A 21,714-nucleotide genomic window follows, 5' to 3' on the forward strand; every position below is an offset into this window, starting at 1 on the left:
CGTATTTTCTAAATTTCCAATTTATTTATTTACAATCGTTGAATCTCCTTTTATGATAATACGGAAGTTGAATACCTCCCTTTCATTGCAAAAGAACCAGAACGAAAATGGCAGGCGGAGACAAAGGCGGGAGACATGGCTTTATATCAGCCAATACTAAATCTTTAGGAGGGTTTCGGTTATGAAAAAATTAGCAGGTTTGGTCGTGCTGTCTGGCTTGGTTGCCGGTTTGAGTGGACAGGCTTTTCCTGAAAAAGCCTCTGCCGCAGAGATCGTCCATCAAACGATTGTCGTTGAAAAAGGGAAGACTTATGATGGAAAAGGACAGCGTTTTACGGCTGGTCCGGAGCTTGGCGACGGCAGTCAGAAAGAAGGCCAAAAACCGATTTTCAAGGTGGAGAATGGGGCGACGCTGAAAAATGTCGTGCTTGGCGCACCGGCTGCTGATGGCGTTCACACTTATGGAAACGCTTCTATCAGCAATGTCGTTTGGGAGGATGTCGGTGAGGACGCCCTGACCGTGAAACAAGAAGGGAATGTCACCATCAACGGAGGATCTGCGCGTCTGGCCTCAGATAAGATTTTTCAAATCAACAAAGCGGGCACCTTTGCGGTGAAAAACTTCACAGCTGATCAAGGCGGCAAGTTCATCCGTCAGCTCGGCGGTTCAACCTTTAAAACTTCCGTCATAATTGACAACTGCACCATCACCAACATGAAGGAAGCCATTTTCAGAACGGACAGCTCAACAAGCACTGTCACGATGACAAACACAAGATACTCGAATGTCGGCAAAAAATGGATCGGAGTAAAACATGTTACGGAAAAAAACAATCAGGAATTCTAGCCATGAAAAACCCCCTCTGTTTACTCAGCGGGGGGTTCCATCCGTTTCTCCATTTCTTCTTTTGTATAAATGAGCCGCATCGGATTGCCGCCGACAAAAGCGCCCGGCGGGACGTCCTTATGGACGAGCGTTCCGGCGGATACGACGGCGCCGTCTCCGATGGTCACGCCGGGAAGGATCGTCGAATTGGCCCCGATCATCACTTCGTCGCCGATTGTGACCTCGCCGAGACGGTATTCTTTAATTAAATACTCATGGGCTAAAATCGTTGTATTGTAGCCGATCACGGTATTGCGGCCGACGGAAATTTTTTCGGGAAACATCACATCAAGCATAACCATCAAGGCAAATGAGCTTTGCTCTCCGATCTTCATCCGCAAAAACGTTCTGTACATCCAGTTTTTCATCCCGAGAAACGGTGTATAGCGGGCCGTCTGAATGACGATGAAGTTTTTGACCACTTTGAAAAACGGAACCGTTTGATAGACATGCCATAAGGAGTTGGCTCCTGACACCGGATAGCGCTTCGTGTTTCTCAAGCCGGTTCCACTCCGAGGATCGCAAGGAGATCGCTCATTTTGCCGAGCATATAGTCGGGCTGATGCTTGGCAAGGCTTGCTTCCCCTTTAATCGTCCAGGCGACGCCCGCCGTTTTTGTGCCCGCATGTTTCCCGGCTAAAATATCGTGGTAATTGTCGCCGACCATGATCGCTTCTTCAGGGCGGCTTTCGAGCTTGGAAAGCGCAAGCAGAACAGGCTCCGGATCAGGTTTGGCGCGCGTGACGTCGTCAAGCGTTACAACCGTCTCGAAGAATCGGTCAAGCCCTGTCAGCTTGAGGCCCATGTTGACGGTATCGCGCAGTTTTGTCGTCACGATTCCGAGCTTATACCCTTCTTCGGCCAAGCGGTCGAGCGTTTCGTAAACTGTATCATATTCCGTTACGAGCTGATCGTGCATTTTATGATTGAACTCTCGGTACATGCTGATCATTTTTTCCGCCTTATCTTTATGTATGCCGCTGAAGGTTTCGTAAAGGGACGGACCGATGAACGCAAGCACATCCTCCCTTTGATAACGCCCTGGGGCGTAATGTTCAAGCGTATGCAAAAAAGATGCAATGATCAGCTCATTTGTATTGATGAGCGTTCCATCCAAATCAAACAGAACAGTATTTATTTTCATATAAAGCTTCCTTTCTCTTGAACGGAATAGTCCGGCTTCCTCCAGAGGCGAGAAATCGCGATCGTCAGGAGGACCGCGGTGGCAAGCCTGATCACAAGAAGCGGCCAGACCGGAATGCCGAGCGGGATAAATACCAATGTATCTTCAACGACGGCATGGCAGGCGACGAGAAAAATGAACGCGAGCGTCACATCCCTGTTGCTGACGCCGTCTTCTTCGACAGCTTTGATCATGACCCCGGCTCCGTATGCGAGCCCGATCGCGAGTCCTGCAACCATTGTCATCGATGTATTTTCTTTCATCCCGAGCATTCTCGTTACCGGTGCAAACCACTTTGAGAAAACGTTCAGCCAGCCGAGGTCTCTCATATATTGAATGACGATCATCAGCGGGATGACGATCGCGGCAAGCTGAAGGATTCCCAGACCGGCTTTTGTGAAGGCTTCAAGCGCAATGTCAAACCAGCCCGTCGGAGCCGCGCCTTTTGCAGAAATCAAACCGTATTTTGCAGCCTCTCCTCCGCCGTGCCACAAGAGGTTGATAAAGATGGCTGAAAAGGCGGCAAGGCCGATGCGGACAAGCAAAATGAGCCATATTTTGATTCCGACCCTTGAAGCGACCGTCGACTCGATAATCAGGTTATGGCAAAATGACAGCATGACCGCCAGAATAAACACTTCCTTAACAGACAAATCGAGCGTTAATATTCCTGCAATCCCGGCATACAGGTTGAGCATGTTGCCTAACACGAGCGGTATCGCCGCTTCCCCCGAAAGACCGAAAACTCCCATCGCCGGCGTGATGATCTTGATCAGCCAGCCCATCACCGGGGTATGCTGGAGCAGGCTGACGATCAGCGTAACCGGAAAAATCACTTTTCCGAGCGTCCACGTCGTTTTCAGCCCCGCTTTCGCCCCGGCCTTTAAGGTTCCCTTCATTGCTGTCTCCCCTTTACATGCAGTCTACATCTCTTGATATCGTTTAATTTGATCGCCTTTAAACCGTCTGTACAGAATGAGCGCGACCGCGCAAACGATCAGAACAATCGAAATGACTTGGGCGATTCTGAGCGATTGCGTCAGCATCAGGCTGTCCGTGCGCAGGCCTTCGATATAGCAGCGTCCGATCGAATACCAGATGATATAGAGTAAAAACAGCTCGCCCCTTTTTAAATTCGCTTTTCTCAAAAGAAGTAAAATGATGACTCCCGTAAAGCTCCATAATGATTCGTATAAAAAAGTAGGCTGATAATATTGCCCGTTAATATACATTTGGTTGATGATGAAATCAGGCAAGTGCAGATTTTCCAAAAACGCCCTTGATACGGCGTCACCGTGCGCTTCCTGGTTCATAAAGTTTCCCCAGCGGCCGACCGCCTGGCCTAAAAGGATGCTCGGCGCCGCAATATCGGCGAGTTTCCAAAAGGAAATGCCCTTTACCTTTGAATAGACGATCCCCGTCAGCACGGCTCCGATAAGGCCGCCGTGGATCGCCAGGCCGCCGTTCCATATTTGAACGATCTGATCGGGATGTTTGCTGTAATAGTCCCATTGAAAAATGACATAGTACGTTCTCGCGCAAATAATCGCAATCGGTATCGCAAAAAGAACGAGGTCCACAAAAGTGTCTTTATGAAGCCCCCTTCGTTCGCCTTCCCTGACCGCCAGCCACAATCCGAGCAGCGCTCCGCAGCCGATAATGATCCCGTACCAGTGGACGGCAATCGGGCCTAAGTGAAAGGCAATCGGATTTAAAGGTTCAATCGTTTCATTCATATTGTCAACTCCTATTCTTCAAGCTCACCGTCTTCGATCACGTCCGCAAGCTTATTGGTGAATTGCTCAGCAGCGTTCAGGCCCATTCGCTTCAACCTGAAGTTCATGGCAGCCACTTCGATAATAACGGCGAGGTTTCGCCCCGGACGGACCGGAATGGTCAGCTTTGGAATTTCGGTATCAATGATTCTCATTTTTTCTTCATCAAGCCCTAAACGGTCATACTGTTTTCCCTGCTCCCAAAGCTCAAGGCTCATCACAAGGGTAATCCGTTTAAAACTCCTGACGGCTCCCGCGCCGAAAAGCGTCATTACGTTGATGATGCCGAGGCCTCTGATCTCAAGGAGATGCTCAATTAATTCAGGCGCACTCCCGATCAGCGTGTCCTGATCTTCCTGCCTGATTTCCACGCAGTCGTCGGCTACAAGACGATGGCCTCTTTTGACAAGCTCCAATGCAGTTTCGCTTTTTCCGACCCCGCTCTTTCCAATAATCAACACACCTACACCGTACACATCGACGAGCACGCCGTGGATCGCCGTCGTCGGCGCGAGCTGGCTTTCGAGGAAATTCGTCAGACGGCTTGACAGACGCGTCGTCTTCAACGGCGAACGCAGTACAGGGACGCCGTTTTGTTCAGAAGCTTCGATCAGTTCCGGGGGAATCGGCAAATCCCGCGAAAGGATGATCGCCGGCGTAATCTCAGTACACAAAGAAAGCATCCGCTGTTTTTTTTCTTCCTCAGGGAGTTTCTCAAAAAAGGTAATTTCCGTTTTCCCAAGCAGCTGGACCCGTTCTTTCGGATAATATGTAAAATATCCCGCCATTTCAAGACCCGGCCTTGACAAATCACTCATCGTAATCGGACGGTTGATTCCTTCTTCTCCGCTGATCAGTTCCAGCTTAAATTTATCCATCACATCTTTTGTTCGAACTTTCGGCACGATTGATGCACCCTCCTCTTCTCAGGTGAAGAAAAACTAGACATTCAGCTTTATTCTATCACTTTCAAAATAAACCTAAAACAATTTTTGATAAAGCTTCATGACGATTCCCCAGAGCTACCCGGCGAAAGACTTTCTTTCATCCCGAAAAATCAGTAGTATGAAGAGAGGAACGTTTAAAGGAAGTGAACAGAGCGTGGAATACAACATTCACGATACAACCGTGCTGAACGAGGACATCCTTTCTCCCGAGGAAAAGGAAACATGGGTTCTTTATATGAAAGTGCTGACAGCGGCTGGACTCGGGGATGTCTCTGAATGGATGAAGCTTGATATCAGTATGCCGCAAATGAAAGTATTAATGCTTTTGAACAACCACGGAAAACTGAAAGTCTCGGAGATCGCCGAAAAAATGGGCGCCTCCCTGCCTAATATGACCGGGCTTCTCGGCCGTCTTGAACAGGCCGATTTTATAAAAAGAACGCATTCTGAGACAGATCGAAGAACGATCGTCGTCGAATTGACGGAGAGAGCAAAAGGTATTTTCCGAGGCTTGTATAAAAAAGGGCATGGGAAGCTGAAGAAAGCCCTCGAAATGATGAATGAAGAAGAAAAGAAAAAAGTGAATGAAGGGCTCAGCATCCTTGAAAAAGCGCTGAAATCAAATGAATCAGACTAATAAAGCCGCGGCCGGTACAAGCGCGGCTTTTTTTGATGAAAAATTTCTTTTGACAAAACAAGGATTTTGAAGGATGATGAAAATAGTTCACTTAAAGTGAATTATTAGTTTGGAGTTAATGATATAAGGGGGGAATCATGATGCCAGCCACTCTTCCGGCAGACGAACCGAACCAGAAATGGGCAATTGTTCTGTTTACGGTCGGCGTGTTTATGGCAGCCTTGGACAATGGGATTATTTCAGCAGCACTTACGACCATCAATGAGTCTTTTCAAGTGTCCCCTTCGTGGGGAGCATGGGGAATTACGCTTTATACACTAGGCTTGTCCGTCAGTGTTCCGATTGTCGGAAAGCTGTCAGACCGTTACGGAAGAAAAAAACTGTTTATTGCAGAGGTCACGCTTTTTGGCATAGGGTCTTTATTGGTTGCCATCAGCCAAAACTTTCCGGTGTTTTTAGCGGCGCGTCTCATTCAATCGCTTGGCGGGGGCGGCATTTTCATCATCGGAAGCTCCCATGTTCTCACGGCGCTCCCGAAAGAAAAACAGGGGACTACGCTTGGACTGTTAGGTGCGATGAACGGGATCGCCGCTGTGCTCGGTCCGAATATCGGCAGCTTCATTCTTGATATCGCCGGAAGCTGGCATTGGCTGTTTTTGATTAATTTGCCGATTGCCGCCGGACTCGTCCTGTTGAGCTTTCCGTTTATCGGCGAAACAAAAGCGGATCAAATCAAGCCTCTCGATCTGACGGGAACCGTCATTTTATCTTTGGCCATTTTGTCTGTTATGTACGGCATAACAAATCTTAATGGCCAAGATGTATTGACCGGCCTGGCCGATCCAAGCTTTTTCTTTTTTGCCGCGGCCGGCCTCGTTTTGTTTGCGGGACTGTTTTTTTATGAAAAACGGGTCGAGCAAAAAGGCGGAGATCCGATCCTCGCCTGCAGCTTATTGAAAAACAAAGTGTTTCAATGGACGCTTTTTATCGGTTTCTTATCCGGGGGGCTGTTGGCTGCCGTCATTTTTATTCCTTCATATGCGGAGCAGTATTTGCATGTCGCCCCGGAAAAAGCAGGCTACTGGATGACACCGCTTGCGCTTGCTTCAGGCGCAGGAGCGGGACTCGGCGGAATGATGGCTGACAAAAAAGGGCCGGTCAAAACAACTTTGCTCTCAGGAGCCGTTTCATTTTTGGGCTTTTTGCTGTTGTCGGTCTGGGTGACGGAAAAATGGGAATTTGTTTTAGCGAGCGTGATTGCCGGGATCGGTTTTGGCTTTCTGTTGGGCGCGCCTTTAAATATGCTCGTATCAGAGTCCGCAAGACAGCATTACGGAACCGCGCTCGGAACATTGTCGCTCGTCAGGCAAATGGGACTGACACTGGCGCCCGCGATTTATGCCGGATTTATTACGGCCGGCTACGAAAATATCGCCGGCCGTATCACCGAAAAACTAAAGGACAGCGGCATTTCCGCGAATTCATTTGCAGGAGGCGAAACAAATGCGCTGCAGCTGAAAGAAAAGCTCAGCCAAATTCCGGATCCTAATATAAAACAAATCATTACAGATGCGATTCAAGAGAGCATTGGTACGGGATTTGGAAAACTTTACTTAGCCGCTGCCATCATCTCCATTATTGTAATTGGCGCGATCACCATATTATCGGTCTATAGAAACAAACAGGCCCCCATCCGCGGCATGAAAAAATAAAAAACACCTGCCTTCCGCTAGGAAAACAAGTGCTTTTTACGGCCAAAAATCGTGTATACAGCCAGCAAAAATCCAATTTCGGCAATCGGAAGCCGGTTTTTTAAGACATTGATCAAGGAAGGGAGTCCCGCTTCGCATACCGCGCGGGCGGCTCCCGGTGGTGGTTTTGTTGCAGAACTGTCCGACATGTTTCTATGGTGTGCGGAAGCAGGCCACTCTGACCCTTTACCACTTGAAAACGGCTTCATATCTTCTTGTTTCGTCGTGAATTTCCAAATGTCAGACCGGCTTTTTCCGCCGTATTTGTCAAAAGCCTCAGCATACCAGAAATAGCTGGTGTTCGGCTTTAATTGATCCCATGTTACCGATGCCGTTTTTCCGCTTCTGATCTTCTTCGTCTGGCCGATTTGCTGATCAGAAAAAACATTCAGCTCAAAGTAGTCGGTTTTTACTTTTTTCCGGCGCGGCTTTAGATCGGTTTTAATGCTGAATTCGTCTTTTGCTCCGTATTGCTCCGGATTATAAAAATGATAATCATCAAGGTATGGCGAATATGTTTTGACATGAATCGTGTCCCGTTTCGGATCGACATGAAAAATCCTTAAATAGCCTTGCCCGCCTTCCGGCCCGCCTTGATAATCCGCGAGCATTTGATATACGTTCCGGTCAGTGTGTCCGTCACCGTCATCATCAAGCTTGTCGACTTTCAAATTCGAGCTGTGATAATGGCCGCTTAATACAGCGATTACGTTTTTGTTCGGCTTGATGACATGCTCAAAGATCCTGTCGCCGATCGGGCTCCTATTGCCGCTGACGAGCAAATATTCGTGAAACGACAAGATCGCTTTTCGGTCCGGATGCATTTTCAGCACCTCATCCATCCACCGCAGTTCTTTCGCTCCGATTCCCCAGCCCATGAAGATCATGATATAGTCATTGCCCCCGCACGAAATTAAATCGTAATGCCCTTTATTATTCAAATAGGAGCCCCCGTAAAACGGCTTGTTTTTAAAGCGCCGTTCGCCGAAGTATTTGCCGTACCGCAGATAGGAGCGGCTTTTATGGCTGACATCGTGATTGCCGGCGAGAACTCCGTACGGCACCCGGCGGTCATCGAGCACCTTCATAAATTGGTCGGCCCGCTTCCATTGAGCGGGCTGGTCCGCTTCATCGACAATATCCCCTGTATGAAAGACATATTGAATGTTCAGCCTGTCCTTCTGCTCGGCGATCCAGTTCACCTGCTTTTCAAAAATGTGCGGATAGCTTTCCGCGTAATATTGAGTGTCAGACATCCAGATAAACGTATAGTCGTCGTGGGAAAGCTGGATCTGATCCTGGATGATGATGCTTGCCCTGGATTTGCGGACATGGTCGGCCATCTTTATGCTTCCTTTGAGCGTAAAGTTCCTGCTGTCTTTTGCGATATGATAAACAAGCGCATCCCATCGGTGTTTGTTATAGTTCCAGGCAAACATGGACACCCTTCTCCCCGGGAGGGAGCTTCCACGCCATGTCACTTCCGCTTGATCGTTCTCATCGACTTGTTCATCGATTTTCACATCGAAGCGGTGATACGGGAACCGGGTTGTTGAGACGGTTTCAAAGCCTCGTCCGTCAACTGCGGCCATGCTGCTTTTCTCCTTTTTTGACAGCGGTTTTTCCCCGCCGGGGGCAAAGCCCCTTGGCGGCTCCGTCTCGCTACCGTACGTAGATACGTTTACATGTTCATCGTCTTTTACTGTATATTGATAACCACGATAAAAAGAAACCTTCATTCTGTCTTTTGTCGGATCTTTGACGCGAACGGCCAGGTCAGCCTGTGTACTGCCGGTCGGAGCCTTTACTTTTTCGGGTTTTTCCGGCTGTTCTTTTTTAACGTGAAACACCTTTTTTGTAACGGACGCATTGCCCGCTCCATCGGCTGCCTTTATTTTAAAAACATGCTTGCCTGGGGCAAGCTCTGCGGATGTTGCACCATGAGGCAAAGAAATCGCTTTACCGTCGAGAAACGCTTTGATTTCTTTGATGCCGCTTCGCTTATCATGAATATCCGCGTCAAGCGTAAAAGCACCTTTATACGTTTTGCCGTCTTTCACGGAAGCTTTTATGAGAGGGCCGCTGTTGTCGACCATGACCTTCCGTTTTACTTTTTCCTCCCTGTTCTCCGCTTCAACCGTATGCCAGCCCTCTTTCCAGGCTTTTGTATTCCACTGAAAGGCAAGTGCCTTAAAACAGCCGTCCTCAAGGGAAAAACGAAATTCGTACCATTCCCGTGCATCGCGATTGTCTCCGACACGGAGCTCAGTTTTCGGATCACGATAGCGCTCATCGCGGATGACCGTACCGTCCCCCAAGACCAGACGCGGGTTTTTCAACAAAAAATCGTCCCGGTTTTCAGCGGAGGATTGTTGAAACGGAGACGATTTAGTACCTGAACGGACTTTAATCGAAAAGGGTTTGCCCTTTGAAAATTCCTCAGACGCAATCGGTACGGTGATCGTCGTATATCGTTGGTGTGTATCGTCAAATATTTTGTGAACCCGCTTTCCGATCGTCACCGCATTTTTAAAATAAAGGTTGGTTTTGTTAGCGTCAAAGGCGAAGTAAGCCGTCTTTTCAAGGGCTGTACCCGCCGGTTTCTGCTCTTTCCCGTCAATCCGGATGACCGTCTCCTCAGGCGGCCTTTCTGATGTAGCTTTCAGCAGCACGTTCCCTGAAACCGTGCCGCGCTCCTCTACATTCAACCTGAGCCCTTTTAAAAAGCTTTGCTCGAGAGAGATCGTTTTCTTTTCCCCGGTAACCGCGTTAGACCCATCACTGGCTTTTATATAATACTCAAGCTTTTCCTTGCCGATAAATTCTGCAAAAAAAATGTTATGCCGATAAAGGCCGTCTGTTTGGCTTTTTTCGACGCTTACTTCTGTAAAAGGCTCATCATCGTTCATTCTGTAAAAAAACTGCGCTTTTTTGACCCGTTTATTGTCCTTTATCTCGGCGAGGAGCTGTATTGCCTCCCCGGGCTTTACAGGCTGATGGACGGTCAGATCCCTGATTCGGGGCTTTTCTCTATCTGGGAGGACGGTAACCATTTCCGACGGCGTCTGCTCCCTTAAAAGCGAACCTGGAGAGGGTTTCGTCTCCCCGCTCGATATTTTCGCCATTTGCTTCGATCCGTCAATCGGGTACTTATAAAGAATCGCCTTGTTTTTAACCACGTCAGTCCGGCCTGGTTCATGGCGGTAATGTGCGGCAGCAATCTCATCCCCGCTGTCCGTTGTGATAACCAGATCCCTTGATGCCATGTTGGCCATGCCGCCTTTCAATCCGGAAAGCGTTCTGCCTTCTTGAAGATGAACACCGTAATAGCGGTTAAAATCGGCCGCGGTTAGATGTGCGTTCGCTTCGTTTTTCAACCAAAACACATGCGTTTTACCGGAAGGAATCCTGATATCTTCCTGTTCAAAAGGCCAGAGCGCATCAGACTCCTTTCCCTTTTCAGGATGTCTGTATCTGATGTTGTAGCCGTTCAAATGAATAGGCTTTGTTGTATTGTTATAAACCTCGATAAATTCGTATCCGTCCTTGCCGCCGACATTGGCCGAATCGACGACCATTTCGGTAATCAAAAGCTCAGGCAGCTTTTGTATGTCGGCCAGAAACCCGTTCACATCGATCGTGTACAAATCCGTTCTGGCATAATGATCGCCAGCTTGTGCTTCAATATAATAAACGACCTTGTCGGACGTTAACATGGTGCTGTTAATTTTAGCAATGTAGCTTTCCTTTTTGCCCGGGATTATCTCCATCGGCACCGCCCGAAACGGCAATTCTTCATTTTGCTTGTAATAAAGGATAACGGTGTCGGCAGCCGCCTTTGCGGTAAAAAGCAGATCCTCCCCCTTCTTCCCTTTTTCTACGGGCGTATGCCTTATAACAGGAGAGTTTGAGGCATTTGCCGGCAGTGCTTCACCTGCATCAGCGGCTGACACCGGCAAAACCAAAAGACACGCTGTGACAATCAACAAAAGGGTTTGGCGGTTTCTGTTCTTTTTCATCGTCTACCTCCCTTTCGTATTTTGCCTTGTCACGCCTTTTTTATGAAGCAAAAAAAGAAGCCTGAACATGTCAGGCTCTTCGTTTTTATTTTCTTGTCATCATCGGTTCGATGATCGCTTTTTGGATCAGCAGGTGGAAAACCGACAGGACAATCGATGCAAATATAGCTGTTCCAAAGCCGTCCAGGTTAAAGCTGTCCCCCATAATCGCTGCCGTCATATACAATGTAACGGCATTAATCACAAATAAAAATAAACCGAGCGTAACAACCGTGACAGGCAGCGTGAGAATAATCAGCACCGGCTTCACAATGACATTCAAAATCGATAAAACCAAACTCGCCATAATGGCGGCGCCGACGCTTCCAACGTGAACCGAGTCAAAATAACCGGCAATTACAATTAGCAGCAAAGCGTTGACAAGAACGCTTATAATCCATCTTATCATCTACTTAACGTCTCCTTCATTCGGAACTACAAACACCCAGACGATATAAATCAGCAGCACGGGAATTCCCGTCGAAAAAATAAACAATAAGACCGTGATGATTCGCAGCAGTGCGGCGTCCATGTTAAAATACTCAGCCAGACCCCCGACGACTCCGGCAATCTTTCTGTCTTTTTCGGATCGAAATAGCCTTTTCATTGTATCACTCCTGTGTATGATTTAGATGAATCGATCCAGTTTTTGATTCTAAAAATACCGTCATGCTGTGATCATGATTTTGATTGGCTTTAATATGCATTTCCTTCTGTATCGTTTCATTTTTTTCTTTAAGGATTTCCGCGTCGGACAGGGCGTTTGACAGGGAACCGAGATTGCTTTTCAGCTCGGCTGTCACGGCGCAGTCGCGGGGCACATTCAATTCGATGCTGCCTGTGGTTGTTTTCACATAAACCGAGCGGCAGTGCGGACTCCTGACTGTCGCGGCAATATTGCCGTTAAAGCTCTGCAAATCAAGAGCCTCGCACGATCCTTTCACATCGATCAACCCGTTAATCGTTTCCGCTTCAATCTCGCCGCATTCATGATCTGCCAGTTTGATCTGCCCGTTGGCTGTTTCCAGTGCAGCTTTGCCTGCAGTCAGCCCGGAAAACGACAAAATACCGTTTGTCGTTTTCGCCGAAAGCTCTTTTACGTTTAAATGTTCCCCCCTGATCGGACCATTAAACAGCTTGAAACGGATTTTACCGTATTCCTTGTCTGGAATATAGACGGTCAGATTGGTCTTCATCGTTTTTTTCTCCGTACGGACCGAAAATCTCTCGCCTTCGACGCCGCATTCTATATGCTCGAGAAAAGCCCGTCTCGCTTCATCCTGATCTTCGGCACGGTACACTTTCGCCTGGCACTCAACGCGCACGTCAGGGTCTGTCCACGGGACGAGATTGACGCTGCCGTTGGCGAGCTGAACGTCCAGCGTTGAAAAATCCGTATCTTTAAACTGAAAAATATGCTGGACTTCGAATGATTGCCCAAAATTCAAATCAAGATCGACTTCTTTTACTTTCTTAACGGCGGTATCGATCCATTCAAACAGCTTGGAACCGATCGAAGGCTTCGGATCTTTTTTCTTTTCGTTAAAAAATTGGTCTGAATCGATGACATTCTCGGATAATGCCGTGATCTTGCTTTCTTTTTCCTTATAGTCTTCCTCAAGTTTTTCGATCAGGATCAGCGCTTCTTTTGCGGAAAGCTTCCCTTCTTCAACCAATTGTAAAATCCGTTCTTTTTCATTTTTCATGAAAATCCCCCGTTCTCCTTCTTTTTAAACCCGCGTCAGCATCTTAATCCCTTGGACCACGTTCCAAATCGCAATTATCAAGCTGATGACCACGAAAAAAATGATGCCTCCAAAAACAGAAAAAAACGCTAAAAATCCGCCATCATTAAATATAACCGTTCCGCTTATTGCGCCTGCAGCCAATATCACCACGCTGATAAACGGAATGATATGCGAAATAAGCGAGCGCATCGCATGCTTTTTCGTTTCTTGATCATCTGTTATAAAATACGCGGCGATAGGCAAAATAAGCGGGGCAAAAAAAACGCTAAAATAACAAATTGCAGCAATCAGCGCGTTGTTTCGTGTCACTCACATCACTCTCCTGACCTAAACAGATCCTCTTCTTAAGTCCAATGTACAATGTCATTATACTCAAGTCTACGTGTATCTTGGCCGTTTCGTTTCAATTTCATTCGATGGGCATGCGTCAATCTTCGCAAAATGATTTTTTTAGATTTTATGAATAGATTCTTTTTTTATAACCCTTTACAATATGGGGAAAGCCCAGTAAAGAAAAGGAGGCGGCGTCATGAAACAAAGACCGGAGGAACATGGGCCATACACCCCGAAGCTTTTTGAACTGATTCAGGAACAAAAAAGGATCAACCAAGGTATCATTAATCACTTGGAATCGGTTAACTTCGCGACTCCGCTTTCGAATGATATCCGCTATCTGAAAGTGTTGCTCAGCAGCAGCACACATATCACCAACAGTCTGATGGAAGCGGTGAAACAAATCCTCGGGCAGAAAAAAGAGTAGGTCATCCCGGCTGACGGACCGTTTTCCCGCCAAGCCGCGGCTTTTTCTATATTCTAAAAAGCTGCCGACGTTGCGTCGGCAGCCTCGATTGCTATGGTCTGACGGCTTCTTTTTCCTGAAGCCGTTTTTTCATTCTGTTTTTGTCGCGTTCAATCACCGGCTTTAAATAACGTCCTGTATAGGAAGCTTCGACCTTGATCACGTCTTCAGGCGGTCCGGAGGCAACAATGTTTCCGCCGCCTTCCCCTCCTTCAGGCCCTAAATCAATCAAGTAATCGGCCGCCTTGATCACATCGAGATTGTGCTCGATGACAAGCACGGTATCACCGTTATCAACCAGGCGCTGAAGGACGGTCAAAAGCCTTGCGATATCATCGACATGCAGACCGGTAGTCGGCTCGTCCAAAATGTAAAGGGATCTTCCTGTTGACCGGCGGTGCAGCTCAGATGCCAGCTTGACGCGCTGCGCCTCTCCGCCGGAAAGCGTCGTCGCAGGCTGGCCCAGCGTGATGTAGCCGAGGCCGACATCATAGAGGGTTTGAAGCTTGCGCTTAATCTTCGGTATGTTTTCAAAAAACTGAACTGCATTTTCGACCGTCATTTCAAGCACATCGGCGATATTTTTTCCTTTGTACGTCACCTGCAGCGTCTCCCGGTTGTACCGTTTGCCGTGGCAGACTTCGCATGGCACATACACATCCGGCAGAAAATGCATTTCAATTTTAATGATGCCGTCGCCTTTGCATGCTTCACAGCGTCCGCCTTTCACGTTGAAGCTGAAGCGGCCTTTTTTGTACCCTCTGACTTTGGCTTCGTTCGTCTGGGCAAACACATCTCGTATATCGTCAAACACGCCTGTATATGTGGCGGGGTTTGACCGGGGCGTCCGGCCGATCGGCGACTGATCGATGTCAATCACCTTATCAAGATGCTCGACTCCTTTGATTTCCTTGACTTCTCCAGGCTTTGTCTTTGCACGATGCAGCTTTTGGGCAAGCGTTTTGTGGAGAATTTCATTGACGAGCGTACTTTTGCCCGATCCGGAAACACCCGTGACGGCGGTGAACACGCCAAGCGGAAACTTCACGGAAACGTTTTTCAGGTTGTTTTCCTTTGCCCCTTTCACTTCGATGAAACGGCCGTCCGGCTTTCTCCGTTCAGCAGGCAGAGGAATGAACTTTTTCCCTGAGAGGTACTGCCCTGTCAATGACTTGTCATCATTCATGACTTCTTCAGGGGTTCCCGCTGAAATCACTTCGCCTCCGTGGACGCCCGCTCCCGGCCCGATATCGATTAAATAGTCGGCGGCAAGCATCGTATCTTCATCGTGTTCGACGACAATCAGCGTGTTGCCGATATCCCTCATGTTTTTCATCGTGTCAATCAGGCGGTCGTTGTCCCGTTGATGAAGGCCGATTGACGGTTCATCAAGGATATAAAGCACACCGGTCAGCCTTGAGCCGATCTGCGTGGCAAGTCGGATCCGCTGCGCTTCTCCGCCGGAAAGCGTGCCTGCCGCCCGGCTGAGCGTCAAATAATCAAGGCCGACATTATTTAAAAATCCGAGCCTTTCCTCAATTTCCCGCAAAATCAGATTGGCAATCTGCATATCTTTTTCGGAAAGCTGCAAACTGCGGAAAAACTCAAGTCCGTTTGCCACGGACATGTCCGTGATCTTTCCGATGTGAAGGCCGTCAATCAGCACTGCCAGGGCTTCTTTTTTCAGGCGGTATCCTTTGCATGTAGGACAAGGCTGATTGGCCATGTATTTTTCCATCTGTTCACGGATGTAGTCGGAACCCGTTTCTTTATAGCGCCTTTCGACATTGCGGATGACGCCTTCAAACTCAATGTAATTTTCGCGAATCTGGCCGAAATCATTTTCATATCTGAAATATATCTGCTCGCCGTCGCTGCCGTAAAGGATTTTGTCAAGATGGTGCTTCGGCAGCTCTTTAACCGGCACGTCCATATCGATTCCGTAATGGCTGCACACCGCTTCCAAAAGCTTTGGATAGTATTGCGAACTCGTCGGCTCCCAAGGTGCGATCGCGTGGTCTTTAAGCGTCAGCTCATGGTTCGGAATGACGAGATCGACGTCGACCTCAAGCTTGGCCCCGAGACCGTCGCAGCTTGGGCAGGCGCCGAACGGACTGTTAAAGGAAAACATTCTCGGCTCAAGCTCACCGATCGAAAATCCGCAGTGCGGGCAGGCGTGGTGCTCGCTGAAAAGCAGCTCCTCCTGGCCGATGACATCGATAATAACCCGTCCTTCGCCGAGGCGGAGCGCTGTTTCAAGCGAATCAGAAAGACGCGCTGTCACACCTTCTTTGACGACGATACGATCGACAACGACTTCAATCGAATGCTTTTTGTTTTTTTCAAGCTCGATATCTTCTGAAAGGTCGTTCATCTCCCCGTCGATCCGGACTCTCACATAGCCCTGCTTTCTGATCTGATCGAGGACTTTGACGTGCGCTCCCTTTCGTCCTGATACGACCGGTGCAAGCACTTGAATCTTCGTGCGCTCCGGATATTCCAAAATCCGGTCTGTCATCTGTTCAATCGTCTGTGACGTAATTTCGATGCCGTGGACCGGACAGACCGGCTTTCCGATTCTGGCATACAAGAGGCGCAGATAATCATAGATTTCCGTTACCGTTCCGACCGTTGAGCGGGGGTTGCGGCTCGTCGTTTTCTGGTCGATGCTGATAGCCGGTGACAGGCCCTCGATCGCATCCACATCCGGTTTGTCCATCTGCCCTAAAAACTGGCGGGCATATGCGGAAAGAGACTCGACATAGCGTCTTTGCCCCTCAGCATAAATCGTGTCAAACGCAAGAGAGGACTTCCCTGACCCTGACAGGCCCGTCAGAACGACAAGCTTATCCCGGGGGATGGAGACGTCGATGTTTTTCAGGTTATGGGCCCTTGCTCCTTTCACCTCTATTCGTTCCATTGCCATACTCTATTCACCCTTCCGATTTTAGCTCTAGAAGTAAGTCCCGAAGCTCGGCGGCGCGTTCGAAGTCAAGCGCTTTTGCGGCTTCCTTCATATCGTGCTCCATCTGCGCGATCACTTTTTCCCGCTCTTTCTTCGTCAATTTCGAAAGCTTCGGTTCCTCTTTTACTTTATATTCTTCCTGCTCCTCAGCCGCATAGGTTGCGCGGATGACGTCGCGGATTTTTTTGTTGATCGTTTTCGGCGTAATGCCGTGTTTCCGGTTAAATGCTTCCTGCTGCTCGCGGCGGCGCTTCGTCTCATTGATCGCGATCTCCATGGAATTCGTGATTTTATCCGCGTACATAATGACCCGCCCGTCGGCGTTCCTTGCCGCCCGGCCGATCGTTTGGATCAGGGAGCGCTCAGAGCGGAGGAAGCCTTCTTTATCGGCATCCAGTATCGCAACGAGCGAAACCTCCGGAATGTCCAAACCTTCCCTTAACAGGTTGATGCCGACAAGGACATCATGCTTGCCGAGACGGAGATCGCGGATGATTTCGATCCGTTCAAGCGTTTTGATCTCGGAATGCAGGTATGTAACCTTTATTCCGATCTCCTTCAGATAATCCGTCAAATCCTCTGACATTTTTTTCGTCAGCGTTGTGACGAGAACGCGCTCGTTCCGGTCGATTCTCTGTCTGATTTCGCCGATGAGATCATCGATCTGCCCTTCGATCGGCCTTACATCGATGATCGGATCAAGCAGCCCGGTCGGCCTGATGATCTGCTCGACCATTTCAGGGGTATGCTCAATCTCATAAGGGCCCGGTGTCGCTGATACATACACGATGTTATGAATGTGTTTTTCAAACTCCTCAAACTTCAGCGGCCTGTTGTCCAAAGCCGACGGAAGCCGGAACCCGTGGTCGACGAGCACCTGTTTTCTCGCCTGGTCGCCGTTATACATTCCCCTGACCTGCGGAATGGTGACATGCGACTCATCGATGACCATCAGAAAGTCATCCGGAAAATAATCGAGGAGCGTATACGGGGTGGAGCCCGCCGGACGGAGCGTCAAATGCCGCGAATAGTTCTCGATCCCCGAGCAGAAGCCCATTTCCCGCATCATTTCCAGATCGTATTTTGTGCGCTGCTCCAGGCGCTGAGCCTCGAGAAGCTTGCCTTCGCCGCGCAGAACCTTGAGCCGCTCTTCAAGCTCCGCCTCAATGTTCAAAATCGCTTTTTTCATTTTTTCTTCACGGGTGACGAAGTGGGAAGCCGGAAAAATTGCGATATGTTCGCGCTCACCCAAAATTTCGCCCGTCAGTGCGTCAACTTCCCTGATCCTCTCGATTTCGTCGCCGAAAAATTCGACCCGGATGCAGTGCTCATCCCTTGAAGCCGGAAAGATTTCGACGACATCCCCGCGCACCCTGAACGTTCCGCGCTGGAAATCGATGTCATTGCGCGCATACTGGATATCGACGAGCTTTCTGAGAAGCTCGTTTCGCTCGATTTCCATTTCCGTTCTCAGCGAGAGCACGAGTTCTCTGTATTCCTCAGGCGAACCCAAACCGTAAATACAAGAAACACTCGCCACGATGATGACATCTTTGCGTTCGAAAAGCGCCGATGTGGCCGAGTGCCTTAATTTATCTATTTCATCATTAATGCTGGCGTCTTTTTCTATAAACGTATCAGTCTGCGGAACATACGCCTCAGGCTGATAGTAATCGTAATAGCTCACAAAATACTCGACTGCGTTGTTGGGGAAAAACTCCTTAAACTCGCTGTACAGCTGTCCGGCAAGCGTTTTGTTGTGGGCGATGACGAGGGTCGGTTTATTGACCTCTTGAATCACATTTGAAATGGTGAACGTCTTCCCTGTACCTGTCGCACCCAGAAGCGTCTGATGCTTTTTGCCTTCCCGTATGCCTCCCACAAGCTGTTCGATCGCCTTCGGCTGATCTCCCTGGGGCTGATAATTTGAGACTAATTCAAAGCGGTCTTTCACAAAAAAGCCTCCGTTTCCTTACGAAATCTTCCTGTTATATTATTTTAACACATCCAACAAAAAAATACGAACTAAAGTTCGGTTTTCGTATTTTTCTGCGTCTTCCGCCGTTTCCCATCTATCAAAAAACCCCTCCTTTTATCTTCAAAAGCAGGGTTCAAACGGCAATCATCCAAACGGGTTCTATGATTCTTCCTTCTTTTCGGCCGCTTTTTTGGCGGCATACAGCGCTCCGGCCACGAGGGAGACAATATCGAGTCCAACGATAAAAAAGGTTTCCGTGTAGCCTTTCAGATATGAGGCGAACAATAAAGCGGCTGTAAGGGCGATGCCTACATAATGGTTATACGTCACCCTTGTAAAAAACAAGACAAGCAAGAAAGGAAAAATTAGTGCAAAAACGGCTTTTGTAAACACAAAAACCCTCCTCACGTTTCTTGATCTTATTTGATTATATTAAAGAACAAAGAAACGGACAAACCAAGACACTCACTTCATTATCATACCCACCTTCATGCGGCGCTATTCGAAACAAAGCCCGTTAAAACGCAAAAAAGAACGAAACACCGGCCGCCAGCAGATTCGGAATCGCGAAAAACGCAAGGGCGTTCGTCATCTTGCGATTTGCCCTTCTGTGCTCCTCTGTTTCCGAGTGGTGATTTCCCCTGAAGCGGTCCCCGCTGACGAATGCGCCTGAAAATAAAGCGGAAAGAAGACCCGCGCCGAGGCCGGCCGTGCCCGAAATTTTGAAAACCAATGTCCAGTCCTCCGCCGCAAACGAAATCACGATTGAAACAAGGCAAACAGCAACACCGGTTAGAAAAGCCGTCTTCATCTTTCTCATTCTCCTTTTCTCACGATATACAAATCCTTTAAACAAAAGAAAAAGCGCCGGACGATGACGCTTTCTTCAAAAGAATATGCTAAAAGGTTTCAGCAGATGCTGCAGCCTCGGAATGTTCGGAAGGCAGCCCCTCCTCTTTCACGAAGATAATCCCGAGTTCATGATGCTCACCTTCGTATGAAGCCCTTTGCTCAAAACGAACTTCATTGTTCAAACCGACCACCTCAAGCTTGAAAAAGGCGCGGTTTTTTTGCAAAGCTTCATAAAACTCCGCCACATTTTTCACTTCTACACCGTTGACCTTCGTAATAATCTCGCCAATCTGAAGGCCCAGATCGGCCGCCGGCGTGTTTGGAATGATGCCGAGGACCATCAGTCCCTGATCCCTTTTTGAAAAATAGAAAGGCGCGGAATTGTCGTTCACCCGCTGTTTCCATGTTAAAAAAGCCCTTCCTGCTATAGCGGCTCCCGCTGCTGCGACGGCAAGCGGCGGCCACCATATACTCCCGGCTGCAATCAGCAATGTGATGACCCCGAGAATGCTGACGCGCTTCGCCGTAATCTTGATGCTTTCGCTTGGAAGCGATCCCTGCACCCGCTGGCCGAAACCGATGATATACGGAATCCACAATAACTGAAAGGCGTCTCCGTTGAACGTCAAAACGGGCCACCAGGGAACAGAGGATTGGATCGCGTCGCCCGGAATCAGAATAAACAATGGCAGAAGCCATGTCCGGCCGGCGATTTGCTGTCCGATCGGCAGCCCCCTCTTGCTCATTACGATCGACGGAGACGTCCGGACATGAGCCGTTTTGTATGCCAGTATGCCTTCTGTTATTAAAAGAAGACCGAGCAATACCGCCGCCGCTGACCAATTTGCAAGGGACAGCTGCGGAAGAACGGCATCCGCCGCTTCCGGATAGAAATAAACGACACAGCAGCCGATGACGATGCTCACCCCAAGCGTATAAGCCGAAGACAGCAGGCTCTGTCTGAATGTCAAAGCAAAGATCGCAGTCGCAGCCGCTATCAAAATGAGCATTCCGAGCGGAAGCGAGATGCCTAAGCCAAAAGTGGCAATGGACAAGAGGATTCCCGCCAAAAGCCCTTTAGAATATGTAAACTTGAATTCATCATGTATATCTTCAATGCGCGTCTGAAATGTCTTTCTTTCACGTTTGATACGGGCATAGCCGTAGGCAAGACTCATGATCATCATTAAATAGAAGAGCGGATGCAAAAAGAACATACCTGCTCCTTTTAAAAGTTCAATTAAAGTATCTTCAGCTGACAAGGAAACGTTCACCGCCTATCCAAGCATTTTAAAACCGCCTGTTAACCGGCAGCCTTTTACGCTGGCATAATTTTGAAACCCCAGCTTGTCCAGCTTTTGCAGAAAAAGACGGCGGGCGGCATTTTAGGCAGCGCCTATTGGCCGAGCCGCCGCGCATTTCGTATATTGCAAACCGCCGGCGCCTGTCATGCGCGCGTTCACGGCAGCGAATGCGCGCATCTTTAGGCAAGCTGGTGCATTTTATTACTATTCTAACAAATAATAAAATGCTTGGGTATGGTAAACGCGGGTTTATTTTTCCTGACTCATCCAAAGCGTCACATTCGACAAAGAAAAGTCCTTTAAATAGTGATTCACCTCGACATCCAGGATGTCCCCAATCAGCTGCATGGAACGTTTGATATCTGTTAAATTAATGCCTAGACGCTTATGGTTGTCCATTAAATAATTAAAATAAAGTTCTGCGCAATCCTCGGTGATGTCATCGACACTTTCCACTGATGTATAATTGACGAGGTATCTGCTGAACAGCATAAGCAGTCCTACGGCCTTTGTAGCGGAAAACGTAACGTCTTGTGATCGAACTTTTAATTGCTCCACTAATTCATAGTATTTTTTCTCTCTCACAATACTTGCCCTTTTCAATCGTGTACCCCCATTTATTATTTATATATAAGAAAAGCGCAAGCGTCAGACGACTCCACCAAACAGAGACGAAGAACGCAAATTAGCGCTGACATTCTCCGCAAAAAAAATGCACGCATTATAATTTATGATAGGTTCCTTTCTTATTTTAAGAACTTTTCATTATTTATACAACTTGCAAAAGTTACATTTTCACTGCATCTTTACATCCTAATAAAGTCTCCCATA

Annotated in this window: 21 protein-coding genes; 5 read left to right on the top strand and 16 right to left on the bottom strand. The window is 48.2% G+C overall.

Going from position 1 to position 21,714, the window contains the following annotated elements:
* Nucleotides 1-181 precede the first annotated feature (181 nt).
* Nucleotides 182-847 carry a pectate lyase gene (locus NSQ39_RS17820; RefSeq protein WP_046129488.1) on the top strand — a complete coding sequence of 222 codons (666 nt, stop codon included), beginning with the start codon at nt 182-184 and terminating at the stop codon, nt 845-847.
* Nucleotides 848-867: 20 nt separating this feature from the next.
* Here the strand turns inward: NSQ39_RS17820 and NSQ39_RS17825 are convergent, their stop codons facing one another.
* From NSQ39_RS17825 to hprK, 5 genes are read right to left on the bottom strand one after another with little or no spacing between them, the layout of a single operon-like run.
* A complete protein-coding gene (locus NSQ39_RS17825) occupies nt 868-1,386 on the bottom strand; it encodes an acyltransferase (protein ID WP_046129487.1) in 519 nt (172 codons plus the stop codon).
* On the bottom strand, nt 1,383-2,030 hold the full coding sequence (gene ppaX, locus NSQ39_RS17830; protein WP_216899256.1) for a pyrophosphatase PpaX: 648 nt from the start codon (nt 2,028-2,030) through the stop codon (nt 1,383-1,385). Before ppaX ends, NSQ39_RS17825 begins: the two co-directional genes overlap by 4 nt.
* The gene (locus NSQ39_RS17835; RefSeq protein ID WP_216899254.1) at nt 2,027-2,968 is read right to left on the bottom strand and encodes a nucleoside recognition domain-containing protein; all 942 of its coding nucleotides are present in this window, start codon (nt 2,966-2,968) and stop codon (nt 2,027-2,029) included. The genes ppaX and NSQ39_RS17835 overlap by 4 nt, the downstream gene beginning before the upstream one ends.
* A 24-nt stretch (nt 2,969-2,992) precedes the next feature.
* A complete protein-coding gene (lgt, locus tag NSQ39_RS17840) occupies nt 2,993-3,805 on the bottom strand; it encodes a prolipoprotein diacylglyceryl transferase (RefSeq protein WP_046129484.1) in 813 nt (270 codons plus the stop codon).
* Between the two features lie 11 nt (nt 3,806-3,816).
* On the bottom strand, nt 3,817-4,749 hold the full coding sequence (hprK, locus tag NSQ39_RS17845) for an HPr(Ser) kinase/phosphatase (RefSeq protein ID WP_046129483.1): 933 nt from the start codon (nt 4,747-4,749) through the stop codon (nt 3,817-3,819).
* 196 nt (nt 4,750-4,945) lie between these two features.
* Here hprK and NSQ39_RS17850 point away from each other — a divergent pair, with 196 nt between their 5' ends.
* Nucleotides 4,946-5,428, top strand: a complete 483-nt coding sequence (locus tag NSQ39_RS17850) for a MarR family transcriptional regulator (RefSeq protein WP_175075784.1) — start codon at nt 4,946-4,948, stop codon at nt 5,426-5,428.
* A 140-nt stretch (nt 5,429-5,568) separates the two neighbouring features.
* On the top strand, nt 5,569-7,140 hold the full coding sequence (locus NSQ39_RS17855) for an MFS transporter (RefSeq protein ID WP_216899260.1): 1,572 nt from the start codon (nt 5,569-5,571) through the stop codon (nt 7,138-7,140).
* A 17-nt stretch (nt 7,141-7,157) separates the two neighbouring features.
* On the opposite strand, the gene NSQ39_RS17860 is transcribed toward NSQ39_RS17855, so the two are convergent.
* The 5 genes from NSQ39_RS17860 to NSQ39_RS17880 all read right to left on the bottom strand — a co-directional run bounded on the left by NSQ39_RS17860 (nt 7,158) and on the right by NSQ39_RS17880 (nt 13,294).
* The gene (locus NSQ39_RS17860) at nt 7,158-11,198 is read right to left on the bottom strand and encodes a metallophosphoesterase (RefSeq protein ID WP_175075785.1); all 4,041 of its coding nucleotides are present in this window, start codon (nt 11,196-11,198) and stop codon (nt 7,158-7,160) included.
* A gap of 85 nt (nt 11,199-11,283) precedes the next feature.
* Nucleotides 11,284-11,646 (bottom strand): phage holin family protein, encoded by a 363-nt coding sequence (locus NSQ39_RS17865; RefSeq protein WP_046129479.1) that lies wholly within the window; start codon nt 11,644-11,646, stop codon nt 11,284-11,286.
* A complete protein-coding gene (locus NSQ39_RS17870; protein WP_046129478.1) occupies nt 11,647-11,844 on the bottom strand; it encodes a PspC domain-containing protein in 198 nt (65 codons plus the stop codon).
* A 4-nt stretch (nt 11,845-11,848) separates the two neighbouring features.
* A complete protein-coding gene (locus NSQ39_RS17875) occupies nt 11,849-12,943 on the bottom strand; it encodes a DUF4097 family beta strand repeat-containing protein (protein WP_046129477.1) in 1,095 nt (364 codons plus the stop codon).
* Between the two features lie 24 nt (nt 12,944-12,967).
* Nucleotides 12,968-13,294, bottom strand: a complete 327-nt coding sequence (locus tag NSQ39_RS17880) for a membrane protein (protein ID WP_046129476.1) — start codon at nt 13,292-13,294, stop codon at nt 12,968-12,970.
* A gap of 220 nt (nt 13,295-13,514) precedes the next feature.
* Between NSQ39_RS17880 and NSQ39_RS17885 the strand changes: the two genes are divergently transcribed.
* Nucleotides 13,515-13,745 (top strand): hypothetical protein, encoded by a 231-nt coding sequence (locus NSQ39_RS17885; RefSeq protein ID WP_046129475.1) that lies wholly within the window; start codon nt 13,515-13,517, stop codon nt 13,743-13,745.
* A gap of 91 nt (nt 13,746-13,836) precedes the next feature.
* Here the strand turns inward: NSQ39_RS17885 and uvrA are convergent, their stop codons facing one another.
* From uvrA to NSQ39_RS17910, 5 genes are all read right to left on the bottom strand, one after another.
* The gene (gene uvrA, locus NSQ39_RS17890) at nt 13,837-16,710 is read right to left on the bottom strand and encodes an excinuclease ABC subunit UvrA (protein WP_046129474.1); all 2,874 of its coding nucleotides are present in this window, start codon (nt 16,708-16,710) and stop codon (nt 13,837-13,839) included.
* Between the two features lie 7 nt (nt 16,711-16,717).
* Entirely contained in the window at nt 16,718-18,703 is a 1,986-nt protein-coding gene (gene uvrB / locus NSQ39_RS17895) for an excinuclease ABC subunit UvrB (protein ID WP_046129473.1), read from the bottom strand.
* A gap of 183 nt (nt 18,704-18,886) precedes the next feature.
* Entirely contained in the window at nt 18,887-19,120 is a 234-nt protein-coding gene (locus NSQ39_RS17900) for a CsbA family protein (RefSeq protein WP_046129472.1), read from the bottom strand.
* Between the two features lie 124 nt (nt 19,121-19,244).
* Nucleotides 19,245-19,538 (bottom strand): DUF5316 domain-containing protein, encoded by a 294-nt coding sequence (locus tag NSQ39_RS17905; protein WP_046129471.1) that lies wholly within the window; start codon nt 19,536-19,538, stop codon nt 19,245-19,247.
* Nucleotides 19,539-19,626: 88 nt separating this feature from the next.
* The gene (locus NSQ39_RS17910; RefSeq protein WP_046129499.1) at nt 19,627-20,796 is read right to left on the bottom strand and encodes a PDZ domain-containing protein; all 1,170 of its coding nucleotides are present in this window, start codon (nt 20,794-20,796) and stop codon (nt 19,627-19,629) included.
* A 117-nt stretch (nt 20,797-20,913) separates the two neighbouring features.
* Between NSQ39_RS17910 and NSQ39_RS17915 the strand changes: the two genes are divergently transcribed.
* Complete coding sequence (locus NSQ39_RS17915; protein ID WP_216899249.1) at nt 20,914-21,066, top strand: hypothetical protein; 153 nt, start codon at nt 20,914-20,916, stop codon at nt 21,064-21,066.
* Between the two features lie 66 nt (nt 21,067-21,132).
* Here the strand turns inward: NSQ39_RS17915 and NSQ39_RS17920 are convergent, their stop codons facing one another.
* Nucleotides 21,133-21,486: a swarming motility protein SwrAA gene (locus NSQ39_RS17920; RefSeq protein ID WP_046129470.1), complete on the bottom strand. Its 354-nt coding sequence runs from the start codon at nt 21,484-21,486 to the stop codon at nt 21,133-21,135.
* Nucleotides 21,487-21,714 lie beyond the last annotated feature (228 nt).

The sequence above is a fragment of the Bacillus sp. FSL W8-0848 genome, assembly GCF_038007805.1.
Taxonomy (GTDB): Bacteria; Bacillota; Bacilli; order Bacillales; family Bacillaceae; genus Bacillus; species Bacillus glycinifermentans.